This is a genomic window from Streptomyces sp. NPDC055506, assembly GCF_053643595.1.
In genome coordinates this window covers 1-13,456 of record NZ_JBSHKH010000102.1, presented here as the reverse complement: position 1 = coordinate 13,456, position 13,456 = coordinate 1, and the positions used below count along the sequence as shown (strand labels likewise).

Here is a 13,456-nt window from a genome sequence, read left to right as displayed (position 1 = left end):
AGATGTTTGCGCACCCCTTGACGCAGCAATTGTTTCGCACCAAAAGTAAGTCCCGCCAGAGGACGAGCCGCCGTATGCGAGGGAGTCGCCCGATGACCATCGCCTCCAGCAGTCCTCCGTCGCGTCTGCCCGCGGGCGGCGCCGCGGAGGCACGCAGCAAACCCAGGACACATCGGACCGAGGTGGGGGACGACCGGGGAGACGGACGGCTGGCCGCGGTGTTCATCGCGCCGGCGCTGCTCGGCTTCCTGGTCTTCCTGCTCTGGCCGACGCTCCGGGGCATCTATCTGAGCTTCACCCGCTTCAACCTGCTCACGCCGGCGGAGTGGGTGGGCCTGGACAACTACGTCCGCATGGTCAACGACCCCATCTTCTGGGACTCGCTGTGGGTCACCGTCGAGTACGTCGTCATCAACATCGGTGTGCAGACGGTCGCGGCGCTCGCCATGGCCGTCCTCCTGCAGCGGCTGACCCAGTCGGCGATGCTGCGCGGGATCGTGCTCACGCCGTACCTGATGTCGAACGTCGTGGCCGGCCTCGTCTGGCTCTGGATCCTCGACACTCAGCTCGGCATCGGCAACGAGATCGTCAGTGCCCTCGGCGCCGACCGCATCCCGTTCCTCGCCGACGAGACCTGGGCGATCCCGACGATCGCGCTCATCAACGTGTGGCGGCACGTCGGATACACCGCCCTGCTCCTGTTCGCCGGTCTCCAGGCGATACCGAACGACATGTACGAGGCGGCCAGGGTGGACGGCGCGAGCGAGTGGCGGATGTTCTGGCGGATCACCATGCCGCTGCTGCGGCCGGTGCTCGCGGTCGTGCTGATCATGACGGTGATCGGGTCGTTCCAGGTGTTCGACACCGTCGCGGTGACCACCGCGGGCGGTCCGGCCAACGCCACCAACGTGCTCCAGTACTACATCTACGGCTCCGCATTCGGGCGCTTCCAGTTCGGCTACGCCTCGGCCATGTCGGTCGCTCTGCTGGTCGTGCTGAGCGCGATCACCATCCTCCAGTACCGGCTCACCCGGGCCGGCCGGACCGACCTCGGCTGACGGAAAGGAGACACCCGCATGGCTGCCGTGACGACAACGACGCCTACGACCCTGCGACCGGTCCGGCGCAGGCCTTCCTTCGGGCGGGCCGCCGCCTGGACCGTGATGGGACTGGTCGTCCTCATCACCCTGCTGCCGTTCTACTGGATCCTGCGCACCGCGCTGTCCACCAACGCGGGCCTGAACGCCGACCCGACCAATCCGCTGCCGGTGGACCTCACCACGAGCGGGTTCGAGCGTGCCCTGGGGCTGCAGTCGGCCGAGGAGGCCGTCAAACAGGGCGGAGCCGGCGGCGGGCTCGACTTCTGGCGCTATCTGCTCAACTCGGTGCTGGTCTCGACCCTGATCACCGGCTGTCAGATCTTCTTCTCCGCGATGGCCGCGTACGCCTTCTCGCGGCTGCGCTGGCGGGGGCGGGACAAGGTCTTCGGGCTGTTCCTGGCCGGGATGATGGTGCCGGCCATCTTCACACTGCTGCCGAACTTCGTACTCATCAAGCAACTGCACCTGATCGACACGCTCCTCGGTATCGCGCTGCCCACCATGTTCATGACGCCGTTCGCGGTGTTCTTCCTGCGGCAGTTCTTCATGAACATCCCCCGGGAGGTCGAGGAGGCCGCCCTGCTCGACGGCGCCGGGAAGATCAAGATCTTCTTCCGGGTCGTGCTGCCGATGGCGTCCACGCCGATCATCACGCTGGGCGTGCTGACGTACATCACGTCCTGGAACGACTACTTCTGGCCGCTGATGGTCTCCTACAGCGACAGCTCGCGCGTGCTGACCGTGGCGCTGGCGGTCTTCCGGGCGCAGACCCCGGCGACCGGCGTCGACTGGTCCGGGCTCATGGCGGCGACGCTGATCGCCGCGCTGCCGATGCTCGTGCTGTTCGCCTGCTTCGCCCGCCGCATCGTCAGCTCCATCGGCTTCACCGGGATCAAGTAAGGGGACTGGGATGCGAATTCGTACGCTCGTCGCGGCGACCGGAGCGCTGGCGCTGTCCCTGGTCAGCGGATGCGCGCAGGGAGGTGCGGCCGGATCCTCCGCGAACACGGTCACGTACTGGCTCTGGGACGCCAACCAGCTGCCCGCCTACCAGGCCTGTGCCAAGGGGTTCGAGAAGGAGAACCCCGGACTGAAGGTGAAGATCACGCAGCTGGGCTGGAGCGACTACTGGACCAAGCTCACGGCCGGCTTCATCGCGGGCACCGCGCCTGACGTGTTCACCGACCACATCCAGAACTTCGGCCAGTTCGCCGATCTGAAGGTCCTCGAACCGCTCGACGACCTCGGCGTCAAGGACTCCGACTACCAGCCGGGCCTCGCCGCCAACTGGGTCGGCAAGGACGGTCACCGCTACGGCACTCCCAAGGACTGGGACACCGTCTCGCTGTTCTACAACTCCAAGATGACCGAGGAGGCCGGGCTCAGCGCCGAGCAGCTCAACGGCCTGTCCTGGAACCCCGAGGACGGTGGCACCTTCGAGAAGGCCATCGCCCACCTCACCATCGACAAGAAGGGCAAGCGGGGCGACGAGCCGGGCTTCGACAAGAACAACGTCAAGGTGTACGGCCTGGCCACGGGCGGCGGCGGCTTCGGCGACGGCCAGACGCAGTGGAGCCCCTTCACCGGCTCGGCCGGGTGGAACTATCTGAACAAGGCGCGCTGGGGCACGAAGTACCAGTACGACAGCAAGACCTTCCAGTCGGTCGTCGACTGGTACTTCGGCCTGGCCAAGAAGGGCTACATGCCGCCGCTGTCGGACTACAACATCCAGTCCAACCAGCAGAACACGCAGGTCGCGGCCGGAAAGGCGGCCACGGCGTTCGACGGGGCCTGGATGATCTCCACCTACACGGGCTTCAAGGGCCGGGACATGAAGACCGCCCGGACGCCGGCCGGGCCGACCGGCAAGCGCGCCACCATGATGAACGGCCTCGCCGACTCCGTCACCAAGGCATCCAAGAACAAGGCGGGCGCCAAGAAGTGGGTGGCGTATCTGGCCTCGGACAAGTGCCAGACCGTCGTCGGCAAGTACGGCGTCGTCTTCCCCGCCACCGCGGCCGGGACCGAGGCCGCCGTCGCCGCGTACCGGAAGAAGGGCATCGACGTCTCGTCGTTCACCGACCCCGTGGCCGACAAGAAGCGCTTCCGGACGTTCTCGTACCCGATCGCCAGCTACTCCGCCGACATGACGGCGCTCATGCAGCCGGCGATGGAGGACATCTACGGCAACGGAAAGCCCGTCAGCAGCCTCGACCAGACCAACGACCAGATCAATCTGATCCTCTCGCAGTGATCAACGGACCAGTGAAGGGCACGCCTTACATGACGTTCTCCATCGGCATCGTCGGCGCCGGACAGTTCTCAGGCCAGTTCGCCACCCTGTTCCAGGCCCACCCCGGCGTCAGCGACGTCTACGTCACCGACCTGCTGCCCGAGAGGGCCGAACAGCTCGTCGCCGCGCAGGGCCTCGCCGGCGTCTTCCCGTCGTACCAGGCCATGCTGGAGTCGGAGGACGTCGACGCGGTCGCGATCTTCACCCAGCGCTGGACGCACGGCCCGCTGGTGCTCCAGGGCCTCAACGCCGGCAAGCACGTGTACTCCGCGGTCCCCATGGCGATCAGCACGGAAGAGATCGCGGCGATCATCGACACGGTCAAGGCCACCGGCCTGACGTACATGATGGGCGAGACCAGCGAGTACAACCCGGCCACCGTCCACGCCCGCAACCAGATAGCCGAGGGCGCCTTCGGGCGGCTCTTCTACGCCGAAGGCGACTACGTCCACGACATGGACCTGGGCTTCTACGAGGCCTACCAGTACAGCGGCGGCGAGAACTGGAAGGCCACCGCCAGCTATCCCCCGCTGCTGTACCCGACGCACGCGATCGGCGGGGTGCTGGGCGCCTGGCAGACGCACGCGGTGAGCGTGTCGGCGATCGGTGTCCTCGACGACCGGGGCGACGGCGTCTTCGACAAGGACATCAGCCAGTTCGGCAACGACTTCTCCAATGCCACCGCGCTGTTCGAGGTGGCCGGCGGCGGCTCGTTCCGTACGAACGAGTTCCGGCGGGTCGGCTACCCCTCGCACATCCGGGAGTCACGCTTCCGCTTCTTCGGCACCGAGGCGAGCATGGAGCAGCTCGCCACGGTCGCCCTGTGGCAGGACAAGCAGGGCGTGAAGGACATCAGCGAACTGCTGGAGCCCAAGCCCACCATGGCTCCCGACGACCCGTCGCTGCAGCACATCGCGCCGGAGCTGCGGGCCGCCTTCACCTCCGGGTCGGCGCCCGTGCACGACCGTGAGCGGCTGCCGAGGGAGTTCGACAACCTGCACAACGGCCACGAGGGCAGCCACCACTTCCTGGTGGACGACTTCGTGACCGCCGTCAACTCGCGCACCCTGCCGTCGGTGAACGCGTGGGTGGCCGCCCGGTACACCTTGCCGGGCATCATCGCGCACGAGTCCGCGCGGCAGGGCGGGGTGCGGCTGGAGATCCCGGACTTCGGGGACGCGCCCCAGTAGGACCGGTGCGGGCCGGGTGCCTGGGATCAGGTGCCCGGCTTGCGGCCGTACACGAAGACGTCGTCGCCCTTCTTCAGCAGCGACCAGTACTTCTTGGCGTCGGTCTTGGTCATGTTGACGCAGCCGTGCGAGCCCGGCGGGTTCCAGACGCTGATGCCGACGGAGTGGAAGGCCTGGCCGCCGTCGAAGAACTGGCTGTAGGGCATCGGCACGTCGTAGATCGACGAGACGTGGTCGATGTTGCGCCAGTAGATCTTCTTCAGGCCGGTGCGGGTCTCGTGGCCGTCCCGGCCCGTACGGACCGGGACCGGACCGTAGACGAGCTTCTTGCCGTCCTGGATCCAGCTCAGCTGAAGGGTCAGGTTCACACAGGCGATCCGGCCCTTGTTCACCGGGCACTTGCCGTCCTTGTTGGGGTTGGTGCCGACGGCCTTCTGCTTCAGCATCAGGTCCATCACGCCCCAGGTGACGGGTCCGGCGTAGCCGATGTTCGGGGAGATGCCGTGCTTGGTCTGGAAGGCGCGGATCGCCTTGCAGTCGGTGGCGGACTGCTTGCCGTCGACCGGGCGGCCGAGAAACTTCTCCACCTGCTTCTGGTACGGGCCGGTCTGCGTGCTGCAGCTCGCGGCCTGCGCCGGGGTGGCGCCGAGCGCGAGTGTGAGCGGTGCCACCAGGCCGGTGATCCCGAGTGCGACGGCTCCCCGTCTGCGTACGTCCCCCATGGCTCGTCATGCCCTTTCGCGGAGTGAGTCTGCGGTGTTCTGCCAGCTAGACGGGCGAAAGGCGGCCTCGGTTGTGCGGGGGCTCAGCCTGCGACGAAACGGTGACATACCTCACCGCCCGTCGCGGACACGGCCTAGGGCCGCAGGGCGTCGTGAAAGCCGGTGTTGACGGCGGTGAGGCCGCCGTCGACGATCAGGGTGGTGCCGGTGATCCAGGAGGCGTCGGACGAGGCGAGGAAGGTGACGGCCGCCGCGATGTCCTCCGGTTCTCCGACCCGGCCCAGGGGGTAGAGCCGGCGCAGCGCTTCCAGGTCCTCGTCGCGGCCCTCCCAGGCGGTGGTGCGGACGGTGCCCGGCACCACCAGGTTGACGCGGACGCCGCGCGCGGCGGCGTGACCGGCGAGGGTGCGGGTCAGGGAGCCCAGGCCGGCCTTGGCGGCGCTGTAGGCGTGGTTGCCGAAGTCCTGCAGGCCGTTGACCGAGCCGATGGAGACGACCGCACCCCGGCCGGAGGCGGCCAGGTGCGGCAGCGCGGCACGGCAGCAGCGGTACGCGCCGGACAGGGTGACGTCGAGGTCCCGCGCCCACGACTCGTCCGGCTCGTCCTCGAAGAGGGGCGCGTCGGGCGAGCAGTGGGCAGCGCTGTTGACCAGCACGTCGAGCGAGCCGAAGGTGTCGACGGCGTGGGCGACGGCGGCCTCGACCGCCGCCCGGTCCGCCACGTCGCACCCGAGTCCCTCGGCGGTGAGTCCCTCGTCCCGGAGCACCCGCGCGGTGCGCGTGGCAGCCGCCGGGTCCTGGTCCGCCACCAGGACCCGTGCGCCCTCCCGCGCGAAACGGTGGGCCGTGGCGGCGCCGATGCCGCGTGCCCCGCCGGTGATGAGAACCCCGTACCCCTCGAAGCGCCTGGTGTCCGTCATGGGCCGACCGTACTGCCCCGGAGGTGGCTCAGCGGTAGCCGCTCGTGTCGGCCGGCTTGCCCGCGTCCTGGACCTCGACGAGGTAGCGCCAGGCGTCCGGGCGGCTGCCGTCCAGGTCGGTGAAGCCGTAGACCTGGGCGAGGCCGCCGCTGGACAGGGACTGGCCGTTGAAGCGCGCCACGTCCGGGTCGGCGGCGAGCGCTGCCACGGCCCGGCCGACGTAGCGCGGGGTCTCCGAGATGGCGAAGTGGGGGACGCGCTCCAGGGCGTCGCGCCAGTTCTCCTCCTGCACGCCGAAGGTCTCCAGCATGAGCTCCGAGCGCAGCCAGCCGGGGGTGAGGGCTACGGCGGTGGCGCCGCGCGGGCCGAGTTCGTGGCCGAGTGAGAAGGCCATCCGCAGGACGGAGGCCTTGGCGAGGTCGTAGAAGAAGTTCACACGGTAGTTGTCGCCGTTGTAGTCGGCGGTGCCGTCGGTGACCTCGACGACCAGGCCGCCGGGGTGGCGCAGCAACAGGGGCAGGGCGTGGTGGCTGGTGATCGCGTGTGTCTCGACGGCGAGCCGGAGCAGGCGCAGGCCGTTGTCGAGGTCGTGCTCCCAGACCGCGACGTCCCACCCGAAGAGCTTCTCGCCGCCCCAGATGTCGTTGACGAGGACGTCGAGACGGCCCTGCTCGTCGTCGATCCGCTCCACGAGGGTGCGGACCTGCGCCGGGTCGAGATGGTCGGTGGGTACGGCGATGCCCTGTCCGCCGGCCTCGGTGACCAGGTCGGCGGTGTCCTCGATGGTCTCGGGCCGGTCGTACTCCGAGCGGCGGGTGCGTGTGCTGCGTCCGGTGACATAGACGGTGGCGCCCGCCGCGCCGAGTTCCACCGCCATGCCGCGTCCGGCGCCCCGGGTCGCACCGGCGACCAGTGCGACCTTGCCCTTCAGTGGAGCTGACATGTCCGACCTCCCGTGACCGTGGCTGCTTGTCGCATTCAGGGTGACGGGTAAGCCGGACATCTTCTGTCGCCTTTTGCCGGCGACACGCGGTCAGTGGCCGCGGGCGATCCACTCCTGCAGCTGCGGGGCCTCCGCGCCGATGGTCGTGTGGTCCCCGTGGCCGGTGAGGACCTTCGTCTCGGGCGGCAGCGTGAGCAGCCGGTCGCGGATCGAGTCGATGATCGTCGGGAAGTGCGAGAAGGACCGGCCGGTGGCGCCGGGGCCGCCCTGGAACAGCGTGTCGCCGGTGAAGACGGTGGCGAGGCCGGGGTCGTACAGGCACACCGCGCCGGGCGCGTGCCCCGGGGTGTGCAGGACCCGCAGGTCGGCGCCGCCGGCCTCGATCGTCTGGCCGTCGACCAGCCAGGCGTCGGGCTCGCGGTCCGGGTGGGTCTGCTTCCACAGCGGCAGATCGTCGTGGTGCAGCCAGATGGTGGCCCCGGTGCGCTCGGCGAGGGCGGGGGCGGCGTCGATGTGGTCGTTGTGGGCGTGGGTGCACACGATGGCGGTGAGCCTGCGGTCCCCGACGGCCCGGGCGATGGCGTCGGCGTCGTGGGCGGCGTCGATGACGATCGCCTCGTGGTCGTCGCCGACGATCCACACGTTGTTGTCGACGTCCCAGGTGCCGCCGTCGAGACTGAACTGGCCGGAGGTGACGAGGTGTTCGACTCGGGTGGTCATCAGAGCACCACCACCGAGCGCAGCACGTCGCCGTGGTGCATCCGCTCGAACGCCTTCTCCACCTCGTCGAGCTGGATGGTCTCGGTGACGAACGCCCCGAGGTCCAGGCGCCCCTGCAGATGCAGGTCGATCAGCATGGGGAAGTCGCGGGAGGGCAGGCAGTCGCCGTACCAGCTCGACTTGAGCGATCCGCCGCGGCCGAAGACGTCGAGCAGCGGCAGTTCGAGCTTCATCTCGGGCGTGGGCACGCCGACGAGGACGACCGTGCCGGCGAGGTCGCGGGCGTAGAAGGCCTGCTTGTACGTCTCCGGGCGGCCGACCGCCTCGATGACTACATCGGCGCCGAATCCGCCGGTCAGCTCGCGGATGGCCTCGACAGGGTCGGTCTCGCGCGAGTTGACCGTGTGGGTGGCGCCCATCGTCCGGGCGGTCTCGAGCTTGCGGTCGTCGATGTCGACGGCGATGATCCGCGCCGCTCCGGCCAGCTGCGATCCGGCGACGGCCGCGTCACCGACGCCGCCGCAGCCGATGACGGCGACCGTGTCGCCCCGGCCCACGTTGCCGGTGTTGATCGCGGCGCCGATGCCGGCCATGACGCCGCAGCCGAGCAGCCCGGCCACCTGCGGGGCGACCTCCGGGGCGACCTTGGTGCACTGCCCGGCGGCGACCAGCGTCTTCTCGGCGAAGGCGCCGATGCCGAGGGCCGGGGAGAGTTCCTGGCCGGTCGAGGCGAGGGTCATCTTCTGCCCGGCGTTGTGGGTGTCGAAGCAGTACCAGGGCCGCCCGCGCAGACAGGCCCGGCACTTCCCGCACACCGCGCGCCAGTTGAGGATCACGAAGTCGCCGGGCGCGACGTCGGTGACGCCGTCGCCGACCGCCTCGACCACGCCCGCGGCCTCATGGCCGAGCAGGAAGGGGAACTCGTCGTTGATGCCGCCCTGCTTGTAGTGCAGGTCGGTGTGGCACACCCCGCAGGCCTGGACGGCCACGACCGCCTCTCCGGGGCCGGGGTCGGGCACGACGATCGTCTCGATCCGCACCGGCTCGTCCTTGCCGGGTGCGATCACACCGCGTACTTCCTGCGCCATCGCGCTGACTCCTTCGTCGGCCGGATCCGTCCGTTCCGACCCTACGCGCGACTGATCGGTAAGGGGCACGGATCGGCCACCTCAGACGCATGATCACGAGTTCGCCCACCTGGCGAAATACCGGGCACCGCACGAGGCCCGCGCCGTAGCCTGAACGCTCCGCCCGACGCCGAAGGAGCGACGTGAGCCTCGCAGAGACCGATACCGCCGTGCCTCCCTGGCGGCTGCTCCTCGGATACGTCCGGCCGCACCGCTGGTCCCTGGCCGCCGGTGCCGTGCTCTCGCTGGTCACCGGGGCGACCGGGCTGCTGCTGCCGCTGGTGGCCAAGGGCCTGATCGACGATCTGTCGCACGACCGGGCCATCACCGGAGCGCTGCTGGCGATGTCGGCGCTGGTACTGGCCAACGCGGTGGTGGGCGCCCTGGGTTCGTACGTGCTGCAGCGCACCGCCGAGTCGGTGGTGCTGGGCGCCCGGCGGGCTCTGTCGTCGTATCTGCTGCGGCTGCGGATCACGGCCGTGGACCGCAGCGAACCCGGGGACCTGATGGCCCGCATCACCTCCGACACCACGCTGCTGCGCCAGGTCACCACCAACTCGCTGGTCGGTCTGGGCACGGGCGGTCTCACGCTCGTCGCGACGATCGTGATGATGGGCCTGGTGGACGTCGTGCTGCTGGGCGTCACACTGGCCGTGATCGCGGGTGCGGGCGTGATCCTCGGTGTGATCGTGCCGCGCATCAACAAGGCGAGCCGGCGGGCGCAGGACGCGGTGGGTGTCATGGGTGCCTCGCTGGAGCGGGTCCTCGGCGCCCTGCGCACCGTGAAGGCGTCCGGTGCCGAGCACCGGGAGGAGAACACGCTGCACGAGGCGGCTCAGGAGTCCTGGCGGCAGAGCGTGCGGGCCGCCAAGTGGTCGGCGGCCGCGGGCAACACCGCGGGGCTCTCCATGCAGATCGCCTTCATCACGGTGCTCGCGGTGGGCGGCGCCCGCGTCGCGACCGGCGCGGTCGACGTGGGCACGCTGGTCGCGTTCCTGCTGTACGTCTTCTATCTGATGTCGCCGATACAGCAGGTCGTCGGCGCCGTCACGCAGTACCAGACGGGCGCCGCGGCTCTCACCCGCATGCAGGAGGCGCTGCGCCTGCCCGCCGAGCCGTCCGCCCGGTTCGCGCCGCTGCCCTCCCCCGGCGCGCGGCCCGCCGCCCTCGCCTTCGACGACGTCCGCTTCCGCTATGCCGAGGACCTGCCGTACGTCCATCACGGCGTGACGTTCGCCGTGCCCGCGCAGGGCATGACGGCGTTCGTGGGCCCGTCCGGGGCCGGCAAGACCACCGTCTTCTCGCTGATCGAGCGGTTCTACGACCCCGACTCCGGTGTGATCACTCTGGACGGCCGGGAACTGTCCGACTGGGAGCTGCCCCAACTGCGGGCCGCCATCGGCTATGTGGAGCAGGACGCGCCGGTCCTGTCGGGCTCGCTGCGGGACAACCTGCTGCTGGGCAACCCGGAGGCGGACGAGGACGCGCTCGCGCGGGTGCTGAAGACGACCCGTCTCGACGGTCTGGTGTCCCGTCTGCCCGCGGGGCTCGACACGCTCGTCGGGCACCGCGGCACCAAACTGTCGGGCGGTGAGCGGCAGCGCGTCGCCATCGCCCGCGCCCTGCTGCGCCGCCCCCGGCTGCTGCTGCTCGACGAGGCGACCTCGCAGCTGGACGCGGTGAACGAGGCGGCGCTGCGTGACACCGTCGCGGACGTGGCCCGTACGACCACGGTCCTCGTCGTGGCGCACCGGCTGTCCACAGTGACGATGGCCGACCGGATCGTGGTAATGGACGCGGGCCGGGTCCGGGCCGTCGGCACCCACCGCGAACTCGTGACCTCCGACCCGCTCTACGCGGAGCTGGCGGCGACCCAGTTCCTGGCCGCGGCCGACTGAGTTTTCGGAGTCGGGGCCGGTGGCCCGGCTGCGCTTGCCGAGCCCGGCGGGCGGGAGGAGGCTCAAGGGTGAGGCTTCTCGCGGCCCGCTCCCCGTCGGGTCGCGGCCCTTCGAAGGAGGTCATCATGGGAACCGCGGCAGACCCCGCCTTCGACCGAGAGATCCTGCGCCAGGGCGTGGAAGGACAGACCCCGGAAGTTCTGCTCTCCCTCTACGCCGACGACGCGGAACTCCGCATCGTGGACCGCACGACCCAGCCCAGCCACCCCAAGGTCCTGCACGGCCGGGACGAGATCGGCCGGATGCTGGAGGACGTGTACAGCCGCGACATGACGCACAAGATGGAGCGGTGCGTCGTCCAGGGCGACGAGGCCGCCTACAGCGAGAGCTGCCAGTACGCGGACGGCGTGCGCGTCCTGTCCGAGTCCATGCTCTCGCTGCGCGACGGAAAGATCACCGAACAGACCCTGGTCCAGGCCTGGGACGAGTAGTGGTGATCAGCGCATCCAGGCGCTGTACGACATGACGTCGCCCTTTTTGACGCCGTACTCCGGTTCGTCGGCGGTGAAGGTGCTCTCGAGGCCGAGTACCGCACCGGTGGCCGGGTCCGTGATCAGCATGTGGCGGATGCCGGAGCCGTCGTAGACGTACGCCTGGCCGCGTCGGCCGAGCCGGTCGGTCACCTGGCCGACCGGCCGCAGTCCCTCGGCGTCGGCCAGGAGCCGGGCGAGCGCAGCGGTCTCCCGGATGCCGAGGGTCCAGTGGTCGAGCAGTACCTCGACGCCGTCCAGCAGTTGGGGCGTGGTCAGGGGCCCGTCGGTGTACTGGGCCTCCGTCAGATAGGCGCGCAGCCGTGCCGGGTCGTTCGGCGGCGGGGACTGGGGCGGGGCGTCGCTCCAGCTCGGCGGGTAGGTCCGGTCGCTGATGACGTGCCCGTCGTCGACGAGGTGTGGCTCGCCGCCCGCGTCGGAGAGGACCGGGCGGCCCGGGTGCCTCGGGTCGGTGGCCACGACCAGCTCGGTGTGACTGGCGTCGGCCCGCCAGCGCACGATGCGTTCCTCGGGCAGGGTGATGGGAGGCTTGTCGTCCGACATGCCCAGGCTCCAGGACTGCACGTGGGTGCCCTTGCGCAGACGGGGCGAGCCGTCGGCCGCGGCCTGCTCGGCACGTTCGGCCACCCGGTCCAGGGGCACGGGGGTGGAGCCGGTGTGCACCACCAGCGGGCGGGGTGCGGCGACCGCCGGTGTGGTGTCCGGGCCGCTCAGCACGAGGGTGAAGGTCAGGGCGGCGACGACGGCCGTGGCCACGAGCCCCCAGGCCAGCCGGGGCCGGACCGGGCCCGGGAGCAGCCGGTCCCGCAGCCGGCGGGCGGGCCGCTCACGCAGCAGTCGCCGGAGCCGGCGCTCCGCGTCGTGGTCCAGTGGGCCGTCGCCGAAGTGGGGGCCGTCGTGCGGCACCGGGTTGGCGCGGCGCAGCAGTTCGAGTTCGTCAGCCATGGCCGTGTTCCTTCGGGGCGGTCATGCGGGCGGCGGGCAGGGAGCACGGGGCACTGGCCGCGCCGGCCGCGGGGGCCTTGCTCGGGGAGGAGGCGCGGACGCGACGGGGGACGGCCCCCGTCGCGGCGCACCCGGCTGCCGTCGGCGGCGACGGACACGAGGGACGGTGCCGGATACCGCCGGTGGCCGCGGAAGACGGGTCAGTCATCGTCCCGCCCTCCCACGGAGTGCGCGTCGGCCTTGGCGCGCTCGGGGGCCATGCGGTCGATCTCGGTTCTCAGGCGGCGGCGGGCCCGGTGCAGCCGCATGGCGGCGGCCCGGCTGCCGCAGCCGAGGGCGACCGCGACCTCGTCGACGCCGAGTTCCTCCCAGGCCGTCAGGCGCAGCACCTCCTGGTCGGCCGCGGAGAGGCGGGACAGTGCCTCGTGGACCCAGGCGCCGGGTGTGTCGGCCTCGGGGCCCACCGTGATGTGCCGCCCGTGCGCGGTGTCGTCGTTGCCGAGCCGGTCGACGAGCCGGCGGCGTCGTCCGTGGCCGCGCACCGCGTTGGCCAGGCAGTTGCGTGCCACGCCGTACAGCCATGGCAGCGGGGAGGGCGGCAGATCGGCCCGGCGCCGCCAGGCGACCGTGAACACCTCCGCCACCACTTCCTCCACCTCGCCGGCCCGCCCCTCCAGTCGCCGTGCGACATAGCGGCTGACCGCCCAGTAGTGCTCGCGGTAGGCAGCGGCGAAGCTCTCGTCGTTGCTCATGTCCCGTTCGTGTCCGGCACCTTCTCGATCGTCACACCCGTTTTCGTGATGCTCGTCGCGTCAGTGAAGTGTGACGTCCGGGCGGGGCTCGGACACAGGCGGGGCATGAGGCACCTCAAGTGGCTGACGACCACGGACCACAAGACGATCGGCACGCTGTACCTGGCGACGTCGTTCGCGTTCTTCGTCATCGGCGGCGTGATGGCGCTGCTCATGCGCGCCGAGCTGGCCCGTCCGGGCCTGCAGATCATGTCGAACGAGCAGTTCAACCAGGCGTTCACGATGCACGGCACGA

At 70.3% G+C, this 13,456-nt stretch carries 14 protein-coding genes; 7 read left to right on the top strand and 7 right to left on the bottom strand.

The genetic code is table 11. The annotated features are described in order from the left end of the window. The first annotated feature begins 92 nt into the window (after positions 1-92). From ACWIF2_RS29940 to ACWIF2_RS29925, 4 genes are read left to right on the top strand one after another with little or no spacing between them, the layout of a single operon-like run. The gene (locus ACWIF2_RS29940; protein WP_454363925.1) at positions 93-1,058 is read left to right on the top strand and encodes a carbohydrate ABC transporter permease; all 966 of its coding nucleotides are present in this window, start codon (positions 93-95) and stop codon (positions 1,056-1,058) included. Positions 1,059-1,076: 18 nt separating this feature from the next. After that, positions 1,077-2,000 carry a carbohydrate ABC transporter permease gene (locus ACWIF2_RS29935; RefSeq protein WP_454363923.1) on the top strand — a complete coding sequence of 308 codons (924 nt, stop codon included), beginning with the start codon at positions 1,077-1,079 and terminating at the stop codon, positions 1,998-2,000. A 10-nt stretch (positions 2,001-2,010) separates the two neighbouring features. Next, positions 2,011-3,354 carry an ABC transporter substrate-binding protein gene (locus tag ACWIF2_RS29930; RefSeq protein ID WP_454363921.1) on the top strand — a complete coding sequence of 448 codons (1,344 nt, stop codon included), beginning with the start codon at positions 2,011-2,013 and terminating at the stop codon, positions 3,352-3,354. A gap of 29 nt (positions 3,355-3,383) precedes the next feature. After that, entirely contained in the window at positions 3,384-4,583 is a 1,200-nt protein-coding gene (locus ACWIF2_RS29925) for a Gfo/Idh/MocA family protein (protein ID WP_454363944.1), read from the top strand. Positions 4,584-4,609: 26 nt separating this feature from the next. Here ACWIF2_RS29925 and ACWIF2_RS29920 read toward each other — a convergent pair whose 3' ends face one another. From ACWIF2_RS29920 to ACWIF2_RS29900, 5 genes are all read right to left on the bottom strand, one after another. Next, positions 4,610-5,305, bottom strand: a complete 696-nt coding sequence (locus ACWIF2_RS29920; RefSeq protein ID WP_454363919.1) for a L,D-transpeptidase family protein — start codon at positions 5,303-5,305, stop codon at positions 4,610-4,612. A 134-nt stretch (positions 5,306-5,439) separates the two neighbouring features. Further along, a complete protein-coding gene (locus tag ACWIF2_RS29915; protein ID WP_454363918.1) occupies positions 5,440-6,225 on the bottom strand; it encodes an SDR family NAD(P)-dependent oxidoreductase in 786 nt (261 codons plus the stop codon). A 28-nt stretch (positions 6,226-6,253) separates the two neighbouring features. After that, entirely contained in the window at positions 6,254-7,168 is a 915-nt protein-coding gene (locus ACWIF2_RS29910) for an SDR family oxidoreductase (protein ID WP_454363916.1), read from the bottom strand. Between the two features lie 90 nt (positions 7,169-7,258). After that, positions 7,259-7,888: an MBL fold metallo-hydrolase gene (locus tag ACWIF2_RS29905; protein ID WP_454363914.1), complete on the bottom strand. Its 630-nt coding sequence runs from the start codon at positions 7,886-7,888 to the stop codon at positions 7,259-7,261. Further along, positions 7,888-8,976, bottom strand: coding sequence for an S-(hydroxymethyl)mycothiol dehydrogenase (locus tag ACWIF2_RS29900; RefSeq protein ID WP_454363912.1), 1,089 nt, complete (start codon positions 8,974-8,976; stop codon positions 7,888-7,890). Before ACWIF2_RS29900 ends, ACWIF2_RS29905 begins: the two co-directional genes overlap by 1 nt. Before the next feature lie 182 nt (positions 8,977-9,158). Between ACWIF2_RS29900 and ACWIF2_RS29895 the strand changes: the two genes are divergently transcribed. Both ACWIF2_RS29895 and ACWIF2_RS29890 read left to right on the top strand, forming a co-directional pair. After that, positions 9,159-10,913 (top strand): ABC transporter ATP-binding protein, encoded by a 1,755-nt coding sequence (locus ACWIF2_RS29895; RefSeq protein ID WP_454363910.1) that lies wholly within the window; start codon positions 9,159-9,161, stop codon positions 10,911-10,913. A gap of 125 nt (positions 10,914-11,038) precedes the next feature. Next, on the top strand, positions 11,039-11,404 hold the full coding sequence (locus tag ACWIF2_RS29890) for a nuclear transport factor 2 family protein (protein WP_454363908.1): 366 nt from the start codon (positions 11,039-11,041) through the stop codon (positions 11,402-11,404). 6 nt (positions 11,405-11,410) lie between these two features. Here ACWIF2_RS29890 and ACWIF2_RS29885 read toward each other — a convergent pair whose 3' ends face one another. Both ACWIF2_RS29885 and ACWIF2_RS29880 read right to left on the bottom strand, forming a co-directional pair. After that, complete coding sequence (locus tag ACWIF2_RS29885) at positions 11,411-12,409, bottom strand: CU044_5270 family protein (RefSeq protein WP_454363907.1); 999 nt, start codon at positions 12,407-12,409, stop codon at positions 11,411-11,413. A gap of 200 nt (positions 12,410-12,609) precedes the next feature. After that, on the bottom strand, positions 12,610-13,161 hold the full coding sequence (locus ACWIF2_RS29880) for an RNA polymerase sigma factor (protein WP_454363905.1): 552 nt from the start codon (positions 13,159-13,161) through the stop codon (positions 12,610-12,612). Positions 13,162-13,266: 105 nt separating this feature from the next. Between ACWIF2_RS29880 and ACWIF2_RS29875 the strand changes: the two genes are divergently transcribed. Then, on the top strand, positions 13,267-13,456 hold a 190-nt coding region (locus ACWIF2_RS29875; protein ID WP_454363903.1), incomplete at its 3' end, for a cbb3-type cytochrome c oxidase subunit I.

Excerpts from the sequence above, each read along its gene's own strand:
- ACWIF2_RS29940 (WP_454363925.1), top strand. The coding sequence starts at position 93 with ATGACCATCGCCTCCAGCAGTCCTCCGTCGCGTCTGCCCGCGGGCGGC.
- ACWIF2_RS29935 (WP_454363923.1), top strand. The coding sequence starts at position 1,077 with ATGGCTGCCGTGACGACAACGACGCCTACGACCCTGCGACCGGTCCGG.
- ACWIF2_RS29930 (WP_454363921.1), top strand. The coding sequence starts at position 2,011 with ATGCGAATTCGTACGCTCGTCGCGGCGACCGGAGCGCTGGCGCTGTCC.
- ACWIF2_RS29925 (WP_454363944.1), top strand. The coding sequence starts at position 3,384 with ATGACGTTCTCCATCGGCATCGTCGGCGCCGGACAGTTCTCAGGCCAG.
- ACWIF2_RS29920 (WP_454363919.1), bottom strand. The coding sequence starts at position 5,305 with ATGGGGGACGTACGCAGACGGGGAGCCGTCGCACTCGGGATCACCGGC.
- ACWIF2_RS29915 (WP_454363918.1), bottom strand. The coding sequence starts at position 6,225 with ATGACGGACACCAGGCGCTTCGAGGGGTACGGGGTTCTCATCACCGGC.
- ACWIF2_RS29910 (WP_454363916.1), bottom strand. The coding sequence starts at position 7,168 with ATGTCAGCTCCACTGAAGGGCAAGGTCGCACTGGTCGCCGGTGCGACC.
- ACWIF2_RS29905 (WP_454363914.1), bottom strand. The coding sequence starts at position 7,888 with ATGACCACCCGAGTCGAACACCTCGTCACCTCCGGCCAGTTCAGTCTC.
- ACWIF2_RS29900 (WP_454363912.1), bottom strand. The coding sequence starts at position 8,976 with ATGGCGCAGGAAGTACGCGGTGTGATCGCACCCGGCAAGGACGAGCCG.
- ACWIF2_RS29890 (WP_454363908.1), top strand. The coding sequence starts at position 11,039 with ATGGGAACCGCGGCAGACCCCGCCTTCGACCGAGAGATCCTGCGCCAG.
- ACWIF2_RS29885 (WP_454363907.1), bottom strand. The coding sequence starts at position 12,409 with ATGGCTGACGAACTCGAACTGCTGCGCCGCGCCAACCCGGTGCCGCAC.
- ACWIF2_RS29880 (WP_454363905.1), bottom strand. The coding sequence starts at position 13,161 with ATGAGCAACGACGAGAGCTTCGCCGCTGCCTACCGCGAGCACTACTGG.